15 protein-coding genes and 3 other annotated features are annotated in these 19606 nt (G+C 37.1%); of the genes, 12 read left to right on the top strand and 3 right to left on the bottom strand.

Annotation, left to right across the window (positions count from 1 at the left end):
* Nucleotides 1-40: 40 nt before the first annotated feature.
* Nucleotides 41-269, top strand: a binding site (T-box leader).
* 43 nt (nt 270-312) lie between these two features.
* The 4 genes from pheS (at nt 313) to NST14_RS23120 (ending at nt 6026) form a co-directional block, all read left to right on the top strand.
* Nucleotides 313-1347: a phenylalanine--tRNA ligase subunit alpha gene (gene pheS, locus NST14_RS23135; RefSeq protein WP_000388219.1), complete on the top strand. Its 1035-nt coding sequence runs from the start codon at nt 313-315 to the stop codon at nt 1345-1347.
* An 18-nt stretch (nt 1348-1365) separates the two neighbouring features.
* Nucleotides 1366-3786, top strand: a complete 2421-nt coding sequence (gene pheT / locus NST14_RS23130; protein WP_000498168.1) for a phenylalanine--tRNA ligase subunit beta — start codon at nt 1366-1368, stop codon at nt 3784-3786.
* Between the two features lie 317 nt (nt 3787-4103).
* Nucleotides 4104-4355: a binding site (T-box leader), on the top strand.
* 52 nt (nt 4356-4407) lie between these two features.
* Nucleotides 4408-5799 carry an asparagine--tRNA ligase gene (gene asnS / locus NST14_RS23125; RefSeq protein WP_000432166.1) on the top strand — a complete coding sequence of 464 codons (1392 nt, stop codon included), beginning with the start codon at nt 4408-4410 and terminating at the stop codon, nt 5797-5799.
* Between the two features lie 92 nt (nt 5800-5891).
* A complete protein-coding gene (locus tag NST14_RS23120) occupies nt 5892-6026 on the top strand; it encodes a YuzL family protein (protein ID WP_000039587.1) in 135 nt (44 codons plus the stop codon).
* Between the two features lie 39 nt (nt 6027-6065).
* Here the strand turns inward: NST14_RS23120 and NST14_RS23115 are convergent, their stop codons facing one another.
* From NST14_RS23115 to rnhC, 3 genes are all read right to left on the bottom strand, one after another.
* Nucleotides 6066-6317, bottom strand: a complete 252-nt coding sequence (locus NST14_RS23115) for a hypothetical protein (protein WP_000994756.1) — start codon at nt 6315-6317, stop codon at nt 6066-6068.
* Nucleotides 6314-6583 (bottom strand): hypothetical protein, encoded by a 270-nt coding sequence (locus NST14_RS23110; RefSeq protein WP_229143036.1) that lies wholly within the window; start codon nt 6581-6583, stop codon nt 6314-6316. Before NST14_RS23110 ends, NST14_RS23115 begins: the two co-directional genes overlap by 4 nt.
* A 116-nt stretch (nt 6584-6699) precedes the next feature.
* On the bottom strand, nt 6700-7635 hold the full coding sequence (gene rnhC, locus NST14_RS23105; RefSeq protein ID WP_000071600.1) for a ribonuclease HIII: 936 nt from the start codon (nt 7633-7635) through the stop codon (nt 6700-6702).
* A gap of 124 nt (nt 7636-7759) precedes the next feature.
* On the opposite strand from rnhC, the gene zapA reads away from it, so the two are divergent.
* The 8 genes from zapA (at nt 7760) to NST14_RS23065 (ending at nt 19598) form a co-directional block, all read left to right on the top strand.
* Nucleotides 7760-8029, top strand: coding sequence for a cell division protein ZapA (gene zapA / locus NST14_RS23100; protein ID WP_000082701.1), 270 nt, complete (start codon nt 7760-7762; stop codon nt 8027-8029).
* A gap of 1 nt (nt 8030) precedes the next feature.
* On the top strand, nt 8031-8570 hold the full coding sequence (locus NST14_RS23095) for a CvpA family protein (protein WP_000565413.1): 540 nt from the start codon (nt 8031-8033) through the stop codon (nt 8568-8570).
* 55 nt (nt 8571-8625) lie between these two features.
* Complete coding sequence (gene polX / locus NST14_RS23090; RefSeq protein WP_000867555.1) at nt 8626-10344, top strand: DNA polymerase/3'-5' exonuclease PolX; 1719 nt, start codon at nt 8626-8628, stop codon at nt 10342-10344.
* Between the two features lie 19 nt (nt 10345-10363).
* Nucleotides 10364-12724 (top strand): endonuclease MutS2, encoded by a 2361-nt coding sequence (locus tag NST14_RS23085; RefSeq protein WP_000893747.1) that lies wholly within the window; start codon nt 10364-10366, stop codon nt 12722-12724.
* 195 nt (nt 12725-12919) lie between these two features.
* Nucleotides 12920-13609 (top strand): 23S rRNA pseudouridine(2604) synthase RluF, encoded by a 690-nt coding sequence (locus tag NST14_RS23080; RefSeq protein WP_076856090.1) that lies wholly within the window; start codon nt 12920-12922, stop codon nt 13607-13609.
* A 108-nt stretch (nt 13610-13717) separates the two neighbouring features.
* Nucleotides 13718-13973 (top strand) — a binding site (T-box leader).
* A 112-nt stretch (nt 13974-14085) separates the two neighbouring features.
* Complete coding sequence (brnQ6, locus tag NST14_RS23075) at nt 14086-15411, top strand: branched-chain amino acid transport system II carrier protein BrnQ6 (RefSeq protein ID WP_229143035.1); 1326 nt, start codon at nt 14086-14088, stop codon at nt 15409-15411.
* A gap of 500 nt (nt 15412-15911) precedes the next feature.
* Nucleotides 15912-16637, top strand: coding sequence for a heme uptake protein IsdC (gene isdC / locus NST14_RS23070; protein WP_001226896.1), 726 nt, complete (start codon nt 15912-15914; stop codon nt 16635-16637).
* Nucleotides 16638-16688: 51 nt separating this feature from the next.
* On the top strand, nt 16689-19598 hold the full coding sequence (locus tag NST14_RS23065) for an NEAT domain-containing protein (RefSeq protein WP_341119384.1): 2910 nt from the start codon (nt 16689-16691) through the stop codon (nt 19596-19598).
* Nucleotides 19599-19606 lie beyond the last annotated feature (8 nt).

The raw sequence follows: 19606 nt of genomic DNA, 5'->3' as shown, positions 1-19606 counted from the left end.
TTATAATAAGTTGAAGTACATTATATTAAAAGTTAAATAACGAAAAACGTTGATAGAGAAGAGTAGCTTACAAAATCGCCATATAGGGAGAGAATGCCGTAGACTGAAAGCATTCTTATGGTAGACGGAAGTGAATTCACCTCTGGAGTTGACGCCAGGACCATGTATATGTAAAGGCGTTCCGGTCAGAATTGATCGTTATAACTAATGAGTGGGCAGACATGTTCTGTCAATTTAGGGTGGTACCGCGAATTTACCTCGTCCCTTTTTGGGAGCGAGGTTTTTTTATTTTTAAAATTAGGAGGGTTCCAAATGGAAGCACGTTTAAAAGAGCTAAAGCAAAAAGCGTTAGAGCTTATTGAAGAAGCGAAAGAGCTAAAAGGCTTAAACGACGTACGCGTAGCGTATTTAGGAAAAAAAGGTCCAATTACAGAAGTATTACGCGGCATGGGAAAATTATCAGCAGAAGAGCGTCCACGTATGGGAGCATTAGTAAATGAAGTACGTGAAGCGATTCAAACGCGTCTAGACGACAAAATCAGCAACTTAGAAAAAGCAGTAATTGAAGCGAAATTAGCAACTGAAACAATTGATGTTACATTGCCAGGTCGTCCTGTTGAAACAGGTTGTCACCATCCGTTAACAGCTGTTGTTGAACAAATTGAAGATGTATTCATCGGTATGGGTTATGAAGTAGCGGAAGGAACAGAAGTAGAAAAAGACTACTACAACTTCGAAGCATTAAACTTACCGAAAGATCACCCAGCGCGTGATATGCAAGATACATTCTACATTACAGAAGAAACGTTACTACGTACACATACATCTTCTGTGCAAGCACGTACGATGGAAAATAATAAAGAAAAAGGCCCAATTAAAATTATTTGTCCTGGTAAAGTGTATCGCCGTGATGACGATGATGCGACGCATTCACACCAGTTCATGCAAATTGAAGGTCTTGTAATTGATAAAAATATTCGTATGAGTGACTTAAAAGGTACACTGCAAGTATTCGTGAAAAAGATGTTCGGTGAAGATCGTGAAATCCGTCTTCGTCCAAGTTTCTTCCCATTCACAGAGCCATCTGTAGAGATGGACATTTCTTGTATGATGTGTCATGGCAAAGGTTGCGGCACTTGTAAAGGAACTGGTTGGATTGAAATTTTAGGCGCAGGTATGGTTCACCCGAACGTACTTGAAATGGCTGGTTATGATTCAAAAGAATATCAAGGTTTCGCATTCGGTATGGGCGCAGAGCGTATCGCAATGTTGAAATACGGCGTAGATGACATTCGTCATTTCTATACAAATGATGTACGTTTCTTACAACAATTCAAACGAGCGTAAGGGAAGGAGAGGATAAGTATGTTCGTATCATATCGTTGGTTACAAGAGTATGTAGATATTAAAGATGTAACGGCACAAGAACTAGCAGACAAAATCACGAAAAGTGGTATTGAAGTAGAAGGTGTTGAAGTATTAAATAAAGGTGTAAAAGGTGTTGTAGTTGGTCACGTATTAGAATGTGAAAAACACCCAGAAGCTGATAAGTTAAGCAAATGCTTAATTGACATCGGCGAAGAAGAACCAGTTCAAATTATTTGTGGTGCTGCTAACATTGCAAAAGGTTTAAAAGTACCAGTTGCAAAAGTTGGCGCTGTACTTCCTGGTAATTTCAAAATTAAAAAAGCAAAACTACGTGGTGAAGCTTCTCACGGTATGGTTTGTGCTCTTCAAGAGCTTGGCATTGATGGAAAGTTAGTTTCAAAAGAATACGCAGATGGTATCTTCATCTTCCCAAGTGACGCTGAAGTTGGTGCAGATGCACTTGAAATTTTAAACTTACATGATGAAGTACTTGAGCTTGGTTTAACACCGAACCGTGCAGATTGCTTAAACATGTTAGGTGTTGCATATGAAGTAGCTGCTATTTACGGCCGTGAAGTAAAACTTCCAGCTATCGACTTACAAGAAACAGCAGAAAAAACTGCCGATTACATTTCTGTAAGTGTAGAAGCGAAAGAAGAAAATCCATTATACATTGCAAAAATGGTGAAGAACGTAAAAATTGGTCCATCACCAATGTGGATGCAAACTCGCCTTATGGCAGCTGGCATTCGTCCGATTAGCAACGTAGTTGATATTACAAACTACATTCTAATGGAATACGGTCAACCGTTACATGCATTCGATTACGATAAATTAGGTTCAAAAGAAATCGTTGTTCGTCTTGCAAAAGAAGGCGAAAAAATTGAAACGTTAGATGATCAAGAACGTACGTTACAAAGCCACCACCTTGTTATTACAAACGGCACAAAAGCGTTAGCTGTTGCTGGTGTAATGGGCGGAGCGGATTCAGAAGTTACAAATGAAACAGTAAACGTTCTAATTGAGTCTGCATACTTTGCAGGTCAAACAGTACGTCGTACATCAAAAGACTTAGGTCTTCGCAGTGAATCAAGTGCACGTTTCGAAAAAGGAATCGATCCAACACGTACATTTGAAGCAATTCAACACGCAGCCGCTTTAATGGCGAAATATGCTGGCGGAGAAGCGCTTGAAGGTGTCGTAGAAGTTGATAACTTACAAGTACAGGAGCGTACAGTATCTGTTACTGCTGAAAAAGTAAACCGAGTATTAGGCACAAATATTTCTGCGAGTGAAATGGGTACAATATTCACAAACTTGAAATTCCCATTCACAGAAGTAGAAGGAACATTCCACGTGAATGTACCAGCACGTCGTCCTGATATTACAATTTCAGAAGACTTAGTAGAAGAAGTGGGCCGTCTATACGGTTATGACCACATTCCAGTTACATTACCTTCTGGAACAATGACTCGTGGTAAATTAACAGCAGCGCAAACGAAACGTCGTAAAGTACGTCGCTTCTTAGAAGGTGCTGGTTTATATGAAGCAATTACGTATTCATTAACAAGCGCTGACAAAGCGAAACAATATATGGTGGAGCCAAACGAAAAAGCGCCTGTAGCTCTTGCACTTCCAATGAGTGAAGAACGTAGCCAACTTCGTTTAAGCTTAGTGCCACAATTGTTAGAAGCAGTTTCATACAATGTCGCTCGTAAAAACGATAGCGTTGCTTTATACGAAGTAGGTTCTATCTTCTTACCGACAGAAGAAGGAGAACTTCCGAAAGAAGAACAACATCTTGCAGGTGTTATGACAGGGCTTGCTCTTCACCATGCATGGCAAGGTGAGAAAAAAGTAGTAGACTTCTTCGTTGTGAAAGGTGTACTAGAAGGTCTATTTGACGTACTTGGCGTTTCAAACCAAATCACATATGCACCAGCAAAACGTGAAGGTATGCACCCAGGTCGTACAGCTGACATCGTATTAGAAGGCGAAGTAATTGGTTTCATCGGTCAATTGCACCCAGAAGCAGAAAAACAATTAGATGTGAAAAATACATTCGTATTCGAACTATCTCTTGTAAAAGTATTCGGTGCAGACGCTGAAGAAACTTACTACTCAGCAATTCCACGTTTCCCATCTATGACACGTGACATGGCTGTTGTCGTAACGAAAGAAACAAAAGCTGGCGAAATGAAGCAAGTTATTGCTGAAGCTGGTGGAGAACTTCTGAAAGACGTAACACTATTTGACTTATACGAAGGTGAAAAAATGGAAGAAGGCAAGAAATCACTTGCATTCTCTATGAACTACTTCGATGCAGAGCGTACGTTAACAGACGAAGAAGTAACAGAAGCACATAACCGCGTGTTAACAGCGGTAGAAGAGAAATTTGGTGCGGAGTTACGTAAATAATAAGAAATTGCCGGATCTATTCCGGCAATTTTTTTAGTGGATTGGTTGTCGGAAAATGTCGGTAAGTCGATATATTACAAAAATCGCCGATATATTTGGAGTTACGGTCGATATATTACAAAAATCGCCGATATATTTGGAGTTACGATCGATATATTATAAAAATCGCCGATATATTTGGAGTTACGATCGATATATTATAAAAATCGCTGATATATTTGGAGTTACGATCGATATATTACAAAAATCGCTGATATATTTTCCGACATCTTGCATCTTTCTCTCGAATGTAGTACATTAATTTTAGTTTAACAAAATGAAAGACGATGATAAGGAAAAGTAGTATATACTATAATCCAAAGCGAGTCAGGGACGGTGAGAGCCTGATGAGGCGGTATATGTGAAGAACACCTTGGAGTTGCTAACCGAAATTGAATCTTGTATTCAAGAGTAGACTTAGACGGGAATCCGGCCTGTTACAAACCGGGAAGTATGTATTACATACGAGTTAAAGTTGGTCTTTATGACAAATTGGGTGGTACCGCGAAGTTTAACCTTTCGTCCCTTTATGGATGAAAGGTTTTTTTGTATTTAAATATATCAGCAAAGGAGAATTTCACTATGGAAAACACATTAGTAAAAAGTCTGTATAGAGATACAGATAAATACGCAGGTCAAACAGTACAAGTATCAGGGTGGATTCGTAACTTACGTGATTCAAAAGCATTTGGTTTCATCGAATTAAACGACGGTAGCTTTTTCAAAAGCGTTCAAATCGTTTTCGATACAGAATTAGATAACTTCAAAGAAATTGCAAAGCTTCCACTTAGCTCTTCAGTTAAAGTAGAAGGTAAAGTAATTGTAACGCCTGGAGCGAAACAACCATTTGAAATTAAAGCAGAAAAAATTGATATTGAGGGCTTATCAGATTCTGATTACCCACTTCAAAAGAAACGTCATACGTTTGAATACTTACGTACAATTGCTCACTTACGTCCAAGAACAAATGCATTCTCTGCAACGTTCCGCGTACGTTCTATCGCAGCATTTGCGATTCACCAATTCTTCCAAGAGCGTGGATTCGTACATGTTCATACACCAATCATTACTGGTAGTGATACAGAAGGTGCGGGCGAAATGTTCCGCGTAACAACGCAAGATTTAAACAACGTACCAAAAGGCGAAGACGGACAAGTTGATGAATCAAAAGACTTCTTCGGCAAAGAAACAAACTTAACAGTAAGTGGACAGCTGAACGCTGAAGCTTATGCATTAGCATTCCGTGATGTATACACATTCGGACCTACATTCCGTGCAGAAAACTCAAACACAACTCGCCACGCTGCTGAGTTCTGGATGGTTGAGCCTGAGATTGCATTCGCTGAACTAGGTGACGTAATGAACCTTACAGAAGATATGCTGAAATATGCAATGAAATACGTATTAGAGCATGCACCAGAAGAAATGGAATTCTTCAACAGCTTCGTTGATAAAACAGTTCTAGAGCGTATGAACAACGTAATTAACTCTGACTTCGGTCGCATCACTTATACAGAAGCAATTAAAGTACTTCAAGAATCAGGTGCTGACTTCAAATACCCAGTAGAATGGGGTATTGACTTACAAACAGAGCATGAAAGATACTTATCAGAAGAAATCTTCAAACGCCCTGTATTCGTAACGGACTATCCGAAAGACATTAAAGCATTCTACATGCGCTTAAATGATGATGGTAAAACAGTAGCTGCTACTGACCTTCTAGTTCCTGGCATAGGCGAATTAATCGGCGGAAGTCAACGTGAAGAAAGAATGGACGTTTTAGTAGATAGAATTAAAGAATTAGGCATGAAAGAAGAGGACTACTGGTGGTACTTAGAACTTAGAAAATACGGCGGTACAAAACACGCTGGATTCGGTCTAGGTTTCGAGCGCTTCCTAATGTACATCACTGGCATGGCTAACATCCGTGACGTAATTCCATTCCCAAGAACTCCAGGTTCTTCTGAATTCTAAAATATGAAAAAAGCGAGAGGATTTCCTCTCGCTTTTTATTTTGTATAGTTTACTGCCTCGTAGCAAAAAGTAACGCGAAGGGGTGAATATAAATGAGTAAAAAAGTGAAAAAAGATCATTCAAGATCGGGCCTCGGTTCTCCAGAAGTAGAAGGACAAGGAACGACGACACATGAAACAGGTTCTCATAAAGTACCTTCATCTAATAAGAAGCAGAAACAAAGCTAACATAAAAAGGAGAGTCTTGGCGACTCTCCTTTTTATGTGTTACATCTTTTTATCATGAATCTCTTTTGTAATGTTATCTACATCTTTGTCTAATCGATCGAAATAGAAAAACCACAGTAAACTCATGAACACGTAATAGATGGCCATCACGCCAAGATTATCAGATATATTTTCAAATGTAGATTTAGTAGTGAAAAAAGCGCCCCAAATGGTAGAAATAGTGAGATAAGAAAGAGGACCTACGATGTGTACGAATGCATAAAGTACCTTTTTAACTTTTACAGCGTTCATATGAAAGACCGCCTTTTTCTAATCATACATTCAAGTTCCTCACAGAAGTGTTGTAGTTTTGTTGGATTATGTATTAACGAGCGAGCATCGTGTTTCCCGATAAACCTGCGGATCCGAAAGTTTAATAAGAAAGATCGGCCATAGCGCTCTATTAAATCGTTGAACTCTCGTTGTTCGCTTAGTAGATGAATGTTTTCCCTAATTTCGAACTGTCTTTCGTGTGGATTACCTAGTAAAATATTTAGAATCATTTGTAGAAGTAGCAATAGGGATCCCCTCCTATGTTAGAATAATCTGTATATTATAATTATAACAAAACTATAAGGATAATAGTAGGATGAAACAAAAAACAGGAGTTTGTAGGCTCCTGTTTTTGTCGATACTATTTTAGTAAGCGAAACGCCTTTTCCGTATTAGCAAAATGCAGTTTCACAAACTCAGGTAATCGTTCTTTACCAAGCTTTTGAATTAATTTAGCGGCGGCGATATCAACTTGTTTACCTGCACCTTTTGGAAGGGGCATACCAGCTTTTTTGCTTAGTTCGTTAAATTGTTTTACGAATGAGTAACGAGCTAAAATGGAGGCGGCGGCTACTGCTAAATGGACGCTTTCGCCTTTCGTTGCGAAGTAAACATTTTCACGTTGTACCTGTTTTTGTTTTGCTAAATATTTGTAGTATGTATCAGGCTGTGTGAATTGGTCGATTAAGACGCCTTCAGGTTTTATAGGTGCCATTTTAGCTAATAAGTTTGTAATAGCTTTATTATGTAGCAAAGCTTTTAGTTTACCTTGGTTGTTTCCTTTATCAAATAGCTCGTTATATTTTTCGTTATGAAGAACGAGAGAGCTGTAAGGAACAACGTGTAGAAGTTGTTTTGCAATGGCAGTAATTTGTTCGTCATTTAAGTTTTTAGAGTCTTTTACACCAAGTTCTTTTAGTAGTGGAATTTGCTTCGCATCCACATATACAGCAACGACTGTCATCGGTCCGAAGAAATCACCAGTCCCCACTTCATCTGACCCTACGATCGACATTGTACCGATGGAAGCAGGCGGTGCATAACGGTGTGAATCAACAGATCTTTTTACAGCTGTTTTCGGTGTTTGAGAGACAGTTTGCCAACGAGAAGCTTCTGCTTCAGCACGTCCACCTTGGAACATTACTTTTCCAGATTTATACGCTGTGATTGTGCAAGATGGCACTTTTGCCATGAAGATTCCGCCTTGTGGAGTTTTCGGGCTAAGCGAATGTTTATATTGTTGTTTCATGTCTTCAATTACTGTAGAATTTGTTTGAATTACGATAGAATTTGACATAATGGTCACCCCTTTTTTTATATTGTTATTTTTATCATATCGGATTGTTCTTTCTGTTTCCATATTATGAAGGTTCATGGTATGATAAACTTTAGGATTCTGTACGTGATTGGAGGCCGGTGAGTTGTCACAACAAAAGGGAAAGAAAAGTCGAATTAATGTAGAAATCTATGGTCAGCAATATTCAGTTGTTGGCGATGAAAGTACAAGTCATATCCGCATGGTAGCAGCGATTGTGGATGATAAAATGCGCGAACTCAATGCCAAGAATCCTTCGCTTGACACGAGTAGACTAGCGGTATTGACGGCGGTAAACGTCATACACGATTACATAAAATTAAAAGAAGAACATGAGAAATTGAAAGAAAGTATGACAAAAAAAGGAATGGAATAACATGATTGATATTATTATCATTTTACTGCTTGTTATGGGATTTTTCCTCGGCTTACGCAGAGGGTTTATTCTGCAACTTGTAAAGTTAACAAGCTTTATTATCGCATACCTTGTTGCATACTGGTACTGTAAAGATTTAGCGCCAGCACTTGCGAAATTTATTCCGTATCCATTTGATAAAAATGTATCCGTTCCAGAATGGATTGATGCAAATAATATTGAGACAGTATTTTATCAAGCGCTTGCGTTTATCATATTGTTTATTATCACAAAAATTGCACTTTCATTACTTGGTAATTTGTTAAATATGTTTGCAGAAATACCGGTTTTAAAGCAAGTAAATGCGTTTGCGGGGGCACTCCTCGGATTTTTAGAAGTATATATTATTTTGTTTGTCTTAATTATCATTGGAAACATTCTTCCGATTGAACAATTACAAACACCATTACAACAATCATCAATTAGCAAAATAATTGTAGACGATACACCGATTCTCTCTGAAAAGGTGAAGGAACTATGGCAGACAGGTAGCAGAGTATAACTTCTCTTTTTTCGGAAAGAGAAGTTTTTTTCTATGAAAGAAAGGCGGGGTAATGATGAAAGTAAATAAAAAACAAGTTATCAAATTATTAGAGACAATCGGGCTTTTTATGGAACTAAAGGGCGCGAATCCGTTTAAAATATCTGCATTTCGTAAAGCGGCAGCAGCATTAGAAAGTGATGATCGTAGTCTTTCTGAGATTGAAGATTTCACGAAGATTCCGGGCATTGGAAAAGGAACAGCGGCAGTTATTCAAGAATATATAGAGTCGGGAACATCTGAAGTATTACAAGAGCTTGAACAAGAAGTGCCAAGTAGCTTATTACCGTTATTAAAATTGCCAGGCCTTGGTGGTAAAAAGGTAGCTAAGTTATATAAAGAACTTGGTGTTGTTGATATGGAATCGCTAAAAGCGGTTTGTGAGGAAAATAAAGTACAAGCTTTAGCTGGTTTCGGCAAAAAAACAGAAGAGAAAATATTAGAAGCAATCGATCAAGTAGGATCTCGTCCAGAGCGTTTACCAATCGCGATGGTATTGCCTATTGCCGGGGAAATAGAGGAGAAATTGTCGAATATTGCTGAGGTAATTCGTTTCTCTCGCGCTGGTAGTTTGCGCCGTGTTCGTGAAACAGTAAAAGATTTAGACTTTATTATTGCAACGACAGAACCAGCTGCAGTACGTGAGCATTTACTACAATTTGATAATATGATTGAAGTAATCGCGAGCGGGGATACGAAAGTTTCTGTTCGTCTTCAATATGAATATGATATTTCAATTGATTTTCGCTTAGTAAAACCAGAAGAGTTTATTACAACTCTTCACCATTTCACAGGATCCAAAGACCATAACGTAAAAATGCGTCAAATCGCAAAAGATAAAGGCGAGAAAATTAGTGAGTACGGTGTAGAGAACTTGGAAACAGGGGAAGTGAAAACATTTGAGACTGAAGAAGAATTCTTTGCTCATTTCGGTCTTCCATTTATCCCGCCAGAAGTTCGTGAAGATGGAAAAGAAATTGAATTAATTAAAGAGTATCCAAACTTAATTCAGTTCTCTGACATACAAGGTGATTTACATATGCATACAACATGGAGTGACGGTGCTTTTTCTATTGAAGAGATGGTACAAGCGTGCCGTGCTCGTGGATATAAGTTTATGGCAATTACTGATCACTCACAATACTTGAAAGTAGCGAACGGTTTAACGAAAGAGCGCCTTCGTGAACAAGCGAAAGAAATTGAACGTATGAACGAAAAGTATCCAGACATTACAATTTTACGCGGAATTGAAATGGACATTTTACCGGATGCCTCGCTTGATTTTGATGATGAAGTATTAGCAGAACTAGATTATGTCATTGGAGCAATTCACTCTAGCTTCTCACAAGACCGTGAAACGATTATGAAACGTCTTCGTGCTGCACTAGAGAATAAGCATGTCACAATGATTGCCCATCCGACAGGACGTCTCCTTGGACGCCGTGAAGGTTATGATGTAGATACAGACTTATTAATCGAACTCGCAAAAGAAACAAATACAGTTTTAGAATTAAATGCGAATCCAAACCGTCTAGATTTAAGCGCGAAATTATTAAAACAAGCACAAGATGCCGGTGTAAAAGTAGCGATTAACACGGATGCTCATACACTTGAAATGTTAGAAGATATGGAAACAGGTGTAGCGGCAGCACGTAAAGGTTGGATTCAAAAAGATAACGTGATTAACACGTGGGATATTGAACGTTTATTAGACTATATTAAACGTAATAAGTAACACAAGGGGGACCTGCAACATGTTAGAAAGAACGTTGCGTGTATTAGAATATAATAAAGTAAAAGAACAATTACTTGAACATACAGCATCTTCACTTGGTCGTGACAAAGTGAAGAACTTAGTGCCGAGCACTGATTTTGAAGAAATTGTAGAGATGCAAGATACAACGGATGAAGCAGCGAAAGTCATTCGTTTAAAAGGCAGTGCACCATTAGGTGGTATTACGGATATTCGCTCCAATGTGAAGCGTGCAAAAATTGGAAGTATGTTAAGTCCGAATGAACTACTTGATATTGCAAATACGATGTATGGTAGTCGCAATATGAAACGTTTCATTGAAGATATGGTTGATAATGGTGTCGAGCTTCCGATTTTAGAAACTCATGTCGCTCAAATTGTATCTTTATATGATTTAGAAAAGAAAATTACAAATTGCATCGGTGATGGCGGTGAAGTAGTCGATAGCGCAAGTGATAAACTGCGTGGTATTCGTACTCAAATTCGTACTGCGGAAAGCCGTATTCGTGAAAAGTTAGAAAATATGACGCGTTCTTCAAACGCGCAAAAGATGCTGTCTGACTCAATTGTAACGATTCGTAATGAACGTTACGTAATCCCAGTAAAACAAGAATACCGCGGCGTATATGGCGGTATTGTTCATGATCAATCAGCTTCGGGACAAACGTTATTTATTGAACCGCAAGTCATTGTAGAGTTAAATAACGCGCTCCAAGAAGCACGTGTGAAAGAAAAACAAGAAATCGAACGCATCTTATTAATGTTAACAGAAGAAGTGGCAGTAGAAGCCGATATCGTTTTATCAAATGTAGAAGTAGTTGCAAATCTTGACTTCATTTTTGCGAAAGCTTTCTATGCGAAGCGAATTAAAGCAACAAAACCAATCGTAAATAACGAGCGTTACATGGATTTAAAACAAGCACGTCATCCGCTTATCGATCCAGAAATTATTGTGCCAAATAACATTATGTTAGGGAAAGATTTTACGACAATTGTTATTACAGGACCGAATACAGGTGGTAAAACAGTTACGCTGAAAACAGTTGGTATTTGTGTATTAATGGCGCAATCTGGTCTTCACATTCCAGTAATGGATGAGTCAGAGATTTGTGTATTTAAAAATATATTTGCTGATATCGGTGATGAGCAATCGATTGAACAAAGTTTAAGTACGTTCTCCTCACATATGGTGAACATTGTTGATATTTTAGAAAAAGCTGATTTTGAAAGCTTAGTTTTATTCGATGAATTAGGTGCTGGAACAGACCCGCAAGAAGGGGCTGCACTTGCCATTTCAATTTTAGATGAAGTATGTAATCGTGGTGCTCGCGTTGTTGCTACGACGCATTACCCAGAATTAAAAGCATACGGATATAATCGTGAGCAAGTTATCAATGCGAGCGTTGAGTTTGATGTAAATACATTAAGTCCAACGTATAAATTATTAATCGGTGTACCAGGACGTAGTAATGCCTTTGAAATTTCGAAACGCCTTGGATTATCTGATCGCGTCATTGAGCAAGCACGCAATCACATTAGTACAGATACAAACAAAATTGAAAATATGATTGCGAAGTTAGAAGAAAGTCAAAAGAATGCAGAGCGTGACTGGAACGAAGCAGAAGCACTTCGCAAGCAATCTGAAAAACTTCATCGTGAATTACAACGTCAAATTATTGAATTTAACGAAGAGCGTGATGAACGATTGTTAAAAGCGCAAAAAGAAGGGGAAGAAAAAGTCGAAGCTGCAAAGAAAGAAGCAGAAGGCATTATTCAAGAACTTCGTCAATTGCGTAAAGCCCAACTTGCAAACGTGAAAGATCACGAGTTAATTGAAGCGAAGAGCCGTCTAGAAGGCGCAGCACCAGAGCTTGTGAAGAAACAAAAAGTAAACGTGAAAAACACTGCGCCGAAACAACAGTTACGCGCAGGTGATGAAGTAAAAGTATTAACGTTCGGTCAAAAAGGTCAATTGCTTGAAAAAGTAAGCGATACAGAGTGGAGCGTACAAATTGGTATTCTGAAGATGAAAGTAAAAGAATCTAATATGGAATACATTAATACACCGAAACAAACAGAGAAAAAAGCAGTTGCAACAGTAAAAGGTAGAGATTATCACGTTTCATTAGAACTTGACCTTCGTGGTGAACGATTTGAAAATGCAATGGCGCGCGTCGAGAAATATTTAGACGATGCCCAGCTTGCAAGCTATCCTCGCGTATCAATCATTCACGGTAAAGGAACAGGAGCGCTTCGCCAAGGTGTTCAAGATTACTTGAAGAAGCATCGTGGTGTGAAAACATTCCGTTACGGTGACATGGGCGAGGGAGGCCTAGGCGTAACAGTTGTCGAATTAAAATAGAAAACAACGAAACAAAGGGGAAACCATTATATGTTTATGGACAAACTTGCAAAAGTATTGTTAGCTTGTTGCGGAATATTTTTGGTGATTGGGGTTATTTATTTAGTTGTTTTTGCGAAGTAAACGAGCGTCAATCGTGGCATAATGATATTGCCATAGATTGACGCTTTTAATATATGTGAAAAGGAATAAAACATGAAAATCAACCAATACATAAGCGAAGCAAAATCATGCTCCAGACGTGAAACAGATCGCCTTATTAAAGCTGGACGCGTGGCTATTAACGGCGAAATATGTACGCACGGTGCAATTGTAAGTGATGATGATGTAGTAACGATTGATGGACGGGTTATTGTAAAGGAAGAGAAAGAAAAGGTGTATATCGCCTTTCATAAGCCAGTTGGTATTACTTGTACAGCAGCTGATCATATTGAAGATAATATTATTGATTATATTAATTACCCAGAGCGAATCTTTCCAGTTGGGCGATTAGATAAAGCGTCAGAAGGCCTTATTTTATTAACGAATGACGGTGCGATTGCGAATCAAATTTTACATGGTGATCATGAGCACGAGAAGGAATATGTTGTCACAGTCGATAAACCTTTTACGGACTGGTTTATTGATGAGATGTCCAGCGGTGTAAAGATTAAAGATGGAATGACGAAGCCATGTAAAGTGACTAGAGTGGATCAGTCTACATTTCGCATCGTTTTAACGCAAGGAATGAACAGACAAATTCGTAGAATGAGTCGAGCTTTCGGGTTTACTGTAACAAAGTTAAAGCGAGTACGCATTATGAATATAGAGCTAAATGAGCTTGAAGTTGGAAAGTGGCGGAGCGTTACAGCTGAAGAGTTAGAAATTTTAATAGGGCAGTTATAGGGAGGAAAAATTTTCTCCCTATATTTTTTTGTCAGAAAAAATAAAACTATTGATTTTTTAAAAAATAGCCCATATAATAAAAAACAACAAGTTTCGACAAGATATTTTATAAAAGTAATGATGAGGACATGAGTTGTTTTTTACGATTCTCAGAGAGGGAAGCCTTAGGCTGTGAGCTTCCTAATACGGAAAGACGAACTTACCACCTCTAAACTTCAAGAGTGAACTGCATGCATAATGCATTGTAATTCTTGGCGGATAAAACCGTTATCAATTTACACGAGCTATAAAATGAGCTTATTTCGTTATAAATTCATTTTATTAGAATAAGGGTGGAACCACGATTTCAACACTCGTCCCTTTGTTAGGGACGGGTGTTTTTTGCGTTCTTTTACGGGGAAGTATGCTTGAAAGAGGATATATGACGGATTTTAATTCAGAATATTTTGTTAAATTAAATTAGGAGGTTAGTAGAAATGAAATCATCTTTAAAGTTTTCTGAGATGTTTGCAATAAGTTTAATGTTATTTGCACTATTTTTCGGTGCAGGTAATATGATTTTTCCACCAGCATTAGGACAAGGCGCTGGAACAGATGTATGGATCGCATTGTTTGGTTTTATCGTAACAGGCGTTGGGTTGCCTTTATTAGGAGTTATCGTTATAGCCCTTAAGGGAGATATTAATGAGTTAGCAGGGCGTGTACACCCTATATTCGCACTAGTTTTTATTACTGCAATTTATTTATGTTTAGGTGTATTCGTAAGCGTGCCGCGTACAGGAACGGTTGCTTATGAAATGAGTGTTGCACCATTTTTACCAAGTGAAATAGCTGGTCAATCGTATCCACTTGTTATCTTTACATTTATTTTCTTTGCTCTCACTTTCTATTTAGCTTTAAACCCATCAAAATTAGTGGGCCGCATCGGTAAAGTATTAACTCCGATTTTATTAGCTGTTATTGCAATTATTGTAGTGAAAGCACTTATTACACCAATGGGTGAATTTGGTGCACCGACAGAAGCATATAGTGCTCCGCTCTTTAAAGGTTTTATTGACGGATATTTAACTTTAGATGGACTTGCAGCACTTGTTTTCGGAAATGTTGTTATTCATGCTTTAAAAGGAAAAGGTATTACAAATAAAAATAGCATTGCAAAAGTAACAATTTTTGCAGGATTTATTGCAGCACTTGGTTTACTACTTGTTTACTTAGCGCTTGCTTATCTGGGAGCTTCTAGTGTCTCTCTTGGAATGGGAGCAAACGGAGGAATTATTTTAACAAACGTTGTAAATCATTTATTTGGTAGTTACGGAACTTTATTATTAGGAATCGCAATTTCAGCAGCATGTTTAACAACTTCAGTAGGGATTGTCGCAGCTTGCGGAGAATATTTCTCTTCTTTATTACCGAAGCTTTCTTATCAAAAAGTTGTTTTCATTTTCTGTGTATTAGCATTTATGGTAGCGAATCTTGGTTTAACTCAGTTAAATGCATTAGCATTACCAATCTTAATCGCAATTTACCCAATTGGTATCGTGCTGATTATATTATCACTTGTTGAAAACTATATTCGTCTTCCTTTAGTAATGTATGTAGGTGGTATTGTAGGAGCATTCATGATTAGCTTCTTTGATGGATTACACAATGCAAATCTTGAGATTGCAGCATTAACACCAATTTTAAATAAAATTCCATTATATAGTGTTGGGATTGGTTGGTTTGTTCCTGCTCTAGTAGGTATTGTAATTGGATATGTCATTTCATTGTTTCAAAAGCAAGAAGTTGCTGTAGAAAAATAGAGAAAAGAGGCTTTCTATGAAAGAAAGCCTCTTTTTTTGTAGAAAAAGCCGGATATAAGGAAATTCAGATATTTAAAGTTTTATACGTAATATAGTTGACAAAAAAATTATGAGTAGGCTAAGATTGACTTAGTTGTGGAAATATTAGAAGGAAAGTGAGGAATGAAAGGTATAAGACTTTCTATAACGATATCATTTTGGTAGATAGAGGTGATAGAGTAGGAAAATGGTTAGTTTTATTTTTTTTGAGTTTCATTGAGAATGATAATCAATAAAATAAATAGAGACTTATGTTAAAATAAGAATCGCTCTTTATAAAGAATAGAGAGGGATATTATTTTTAACATGAATTGAGAATGATAATCAATAATATCTGTATTACATAAACAAATTACAATTAAATAAGGATAGAAGATTATTATTTTTTTTTAATATAATGAGAATAATTATCATTTTCAAAAAAGTATGGATGAAAGATAAACAAGGAGGAAGTAAGCCAAATGAGAAAGATTTCTGTATTACCCGCTTTTATTATAACGTTCGTATGTATGCTAGCTTTTCTTGTCATGCCATATGGGAAAGTTGCAGCACAACTAGCTGACGGTACGTATGATATTAACTATGTCATTCAAAAAGCGGAAAATGATTCAGCTTCAATGGCAAATGATTATTTTGAAAAACCAGCTAAGCTAATTGTGAAAAATGGTGAGATGAGAGTGCAAATCCCGATGAATCATAGTGCTTGGATTACAGAATTTAAAGCACCTGAAAACGGGAATTTTGTTGATGCAAAAGTAGTTAGCAAGGACGAGGCTGCTGATAAAAGAACGGTTGAATTTAAAATTGATGATTTATCAAAACCATTAGGAGTAAAAATTCATGTTGTCGTACCAAGTGCAAACTATGACCACCACTACACAATTCGTTTTGCTTTTGATGCAAATGTAAAAGCTGTAGGTGGAGATAACGGCGCGGCTACTACAACAAAAAACAATGATCAAACGAAAACAGGTACACAAGTTAAAGAAGAGAAAACAAAAGTGGAGAATAAAGAAACAACAAAAGAAGCGAACAAAGAAACAAATAAAGATACAAAAAATGAAAATGGTAAAGCTGAAAAAACAGATAATCCTAAAACAGGCGATGAAGCACGTATCGGATTATTTGCGGTGTTAATTCTTATTTCAGGTGTTTTCTTAATTCGTAACGTGAAGTTTAGTAAATAAATAAAAAGGAGCGTTATTTCATTGAACAGGTATCTTAAGATTGTTGTTGCTATGTTTTTAATGATATTTACATTCGTATCAACACTACAACCACTTGCAGTTCAAGCAGCTACTCAATTAGCTGACGGTGAATACTCAATCGGTTTTAAAGTTCTTAAAGACGCATCGGATGAAGTATCCATGATGAATGAATACTCTGTAAGTCCAGGAACTTTAAAAGTGAAGGATGGGAAAAAGAAAGTGTCCTTTACATTAAAAAATAGTTCATGGATTACGAAATTTGAAACAGACAAAGCAGGTCAACTTGTTGAGACAAATGTAATTAGTGAAGATAAAGAAAAAGATACAAGAGTAGTAGAATTCGATGTGGAAGATGTAGAGAAGATATTAAAAGCGAAAGTAAAAGTAGATATTGATTTTCTGAACTATCATCATGAATATGATGTTCGTATTGCATTTGATCAAAATAGCATTACACCAATTCATGTAGAAAAACCAGATGAAAAAGAGGACCCAGCTAATAAGCCAGATCCAAATGAAACTACGGATCCAGGTCAGAAGCCCGACCAAAAGCCTGACCCAGATCAACAACCAAATTCTAACACAATTGAAGATGGTGCGTACAGCATTCCTTTCAAAGTGTTAAAAGATCAAACAGATGAAGAATCTAAAATGAATAGTTACATGGAAAATCCAGGAGTATTGAAAGTAGAAAATGGTAAGAAAAAAGCGGTTGTAACGTTAAAAAGTAGCTCATTAATTAAAAATTTCCAAACGGAAAAAGATGGTGCATTTGTTGATGCAAAAGTAGTGAGTGAAGATAAAGAAAAAGATACAAGAGTAGTAGAGTTTGAAGTAGCTGATTTATCGAAAAAACTTAATACAAAAGTATTTATTGAGATGGCATCAAGAAATTATAAACAAACGCATGACGTACAACTTGTATTTGAACAAGATAAATTGGAAGCTATTAAAAGTGAAGATAAACAACCAGACGGAGACAAACAACCAGACGGAGGTAAACAACCAGACGGAGACAAACAACCAGACGGAGGTAAACAACCAGACGGAGACAAACAACCAGACGGAGGTAAACAACCAGACGGAGACAAACAACCAGACGGAGGTAAACAACCAGACGGAGACAAACAACCAGACGGAGACAAACAACCAGACGGAGACAAACAACCAGACGGAGATAAACAACCAGACGGAGATAAACAATCAAACGTAGATACCATTAAAGATGGTGAATACAGTATTGGTTTTAAAGTATTGAAAGATAAAACAGAAGAAATTTCAATGATGAATACGTACACGAAGAGTCCAGGTGTATTAAAAGTGAAAGATGGAAAGAAATATGTATCCTTCACATTAACGAATAGCTCATGGATTACAAAGTTCGAATTTGAAAAGAATAATTCATTTGTTGATGCAAGTGTATTAAGTGAAGATAAGAAAGCTGATACACGTGTAGTAGAAGTGGAAGTAGCTGATTTATCTAAGAAACTAAATGCAAAAGTGAAAGTAGATATTGATTCAATGAATTATCACCATTTCTATGATATTCAATTTGCATTTGATAACGATAGTATTCAACCGTTAGACAACCAAGGTGGAAACAACAATCAAGGCGGAAGTAACGACCAAGATGGAAACGACAACCAAGGTGGAAACAACAACCAAGGCGAAAATAACGACCAAGATGGAAACGATAACCAAGGCGGAAACGACAACCAAGGTGGAAACAACAACCAAGGTGGAAATAACGACCAAGGCGGAAACGACAGCCAAGACGATAACACAGCAATTGATCCAAACGCTCTTAAAGACGGTGAATACAGTATCGGTTTTAAAGTGTTAAAAGATAAAACAGAAGAAATTTCAATGATGAACACATATACGAAGAATCCAGGTGTATTAAAAGTGAAAGATGGAAAGAAATATGTATCCTTCACATTAACAAATAGCTCATGGATTACGAAGTTTGAGTTTGAAAAGAATGGTGCGTTCGTCGATGCGCAAGTATTAGGTACAAATAAAGAGAAAGATACAAGAGTAGTAGAAGTGGAAGTAGATGATTTATCGAAAAAGTTAAATGCAAAAGTGAAGGTAGATATCGATGCAATGAATTATCATCATTTCTATGATATTCAATTTGCATTCGATAAAGGAAGTATTAAAGCTTTAGGTAACCAAGGTGGAGATACTAACCAAGATGGTAATGGTAATCAAATCGGAAGCGACAACCAAGGCGGAAGCGACAACCAAGGTGGAAACGACAACCAAGATGGAACGAATAATCTAAATGAAAACCCAACAGTTGATCCGAAAAATTTAAAAGATGGTCAGTACGATATTGCTTTTAAAGTGTTAAAAGATAAGACAGAAGAAATTTCAATGATGAATCAATATGTTGTAAGTCCAGCAAGATTAACAGTGAAAGATGGCAAGAAGTATGTTGCAATGACACTGAAAAATAGTGACTGGATTACGAAATTCCAAACAGAAAATAATGGTGGATTTGCAGATGCAAAAATAGTAAGTGAAGATAAGGCTGCCAATACAAGAGTCGTAGAATTTGAAGCTAATGATTTATTTGCAAAATTAAATGCAAAAGTAAAAGTAGATATCGATTCAATGAATTACCATCATTTCTACGACGTACAAATTCAATTTGATACGACGAAGATTGGCGCTGTAGGAACGGTAAAAGAAGAGCCAAAGAATGAACCGAAAAACCCAGTAACTACACCAAAAGTAGATAATGTAAAAACAGTAGGAACTCCTGATTTTAACCGAAATGCAGATGGTAAAAAGAAAAACGAAGCTACAAATAATGATTCGAAAAAAGAGAAAAACTCAAAAACTGCAGATACAGCACAACTTGGTTTATACATGATGTTACTGCTAGGTTCACTTGCTTTACTAGTTCGTAAATATAGAGCAGGTAGATTGTAATTTTTGGA

Origin of the sequence: Bacillus sp. FSL W8-0519 (assembly GCF_038005585.1) — a bacterium.
Taxonomy (GTDB): Bacteria; Bacillota; Bacilli; order Bacillales; family Bacillaceae_G; genus Bacillus_A; species Bacillus_A paranthracis.
This window is presented reverse-complemented; position numbering and strand designations above follow the sequence as displayed.

What these genes read in the sequence shown, in the direction of transcription:
- pheS (WP_000388219.1), top strand. Translation starts at nt 313, where the DNA reads ATGGAAGCACGTTTAAAAGAGCTAAAGCAAAAAGCGTTAGAGCTTATT.
- pheT (WP_000498168.1), top strand. Translation starts at nt 1,366, where the DNA reads ATGTTCGTATCATATCGTTGGTTACAAGAGTATGTAGATATTAAAGAT.
- asnS (WP_000432166.1), top strand. Translation starts at nt 4,408, where the DNA reads ATGGAAAACACATTAGTAAAAAGTCTGTATAGAGATACAGATAAATAC.
- NST14_RS23120 (WP_000039587.1), top strand. Translation starts at nt 5,892, where the DNA reads ATGAGTAAAAAAGTGAAAAAAGATCATTCAAGATCGGGCCTCGGTTCT.
- NST14_RS23115 (WP_000994756.1), bottom strand. Translation starts at nt 6,317, where the DNA reads ATGAACGCTGTAAAAGTTAAAAAGGTACTTTATGCATTCGTACACATC.
- rnhC (WP_000071600.1), bottom strand. Translation starts at nt 7,635, where the DNA reads ATGTCAAATTCTATCGTAATTCAAACAAATTCTACAGTAATTGAAGAC.
- NST14_RS23095 (WP_000565413.1), top strand. Translation starts at nt 8,031, where the DNA reads ATGATTGATATTATTATCATTTTACTGCTTGTTATGGGATTTTTCCTC.
- polX (WP_000867555.1), top strand. Translation starts at nt 8,626, where the DNA reads ATGAAAGTAAATAAAAAACAAGTTATCAAATTATTAGAGACAATCGGG.
- NST14_RS23085 (WP_000893747.1), top strand. Translation starts at nt 10,364, where the DNA reads ATGTTAGAAAGAACGTTGCGTGTATTAGAATATAATAAAGTAAAAGAA.
- NST14_RS23080 (WP_076856090.1), top strand. Translation starts at nt 12,920, where the DNA reads ATGAAAATCAACCAATACATAAGCGAAGCAAAATCATGCTCCAGACGT.
- brnQ6 (WP_229143035.1), top strand. Translation starts at nt 14,086, where the DNA reads ATGAAATCATCTTTAAAGTTTTCTGAGATGTTTGCAATAAGTTTAATG.
- isdC (WP_001226896.1), top strand. Translation starts at nt 15,912, where the DNA reads ATGAGAAAGATTTCTGTATTACCCGCTTTTATTATAACGTTCGTATGT.
- NST14_RS23065 (WP_341119384.1), top strand. Translation starts at nt 16,689, where the DNA reads ATGTTTTTAATGATATTTACATTCGTATCAACACTACAACCACTTGCA.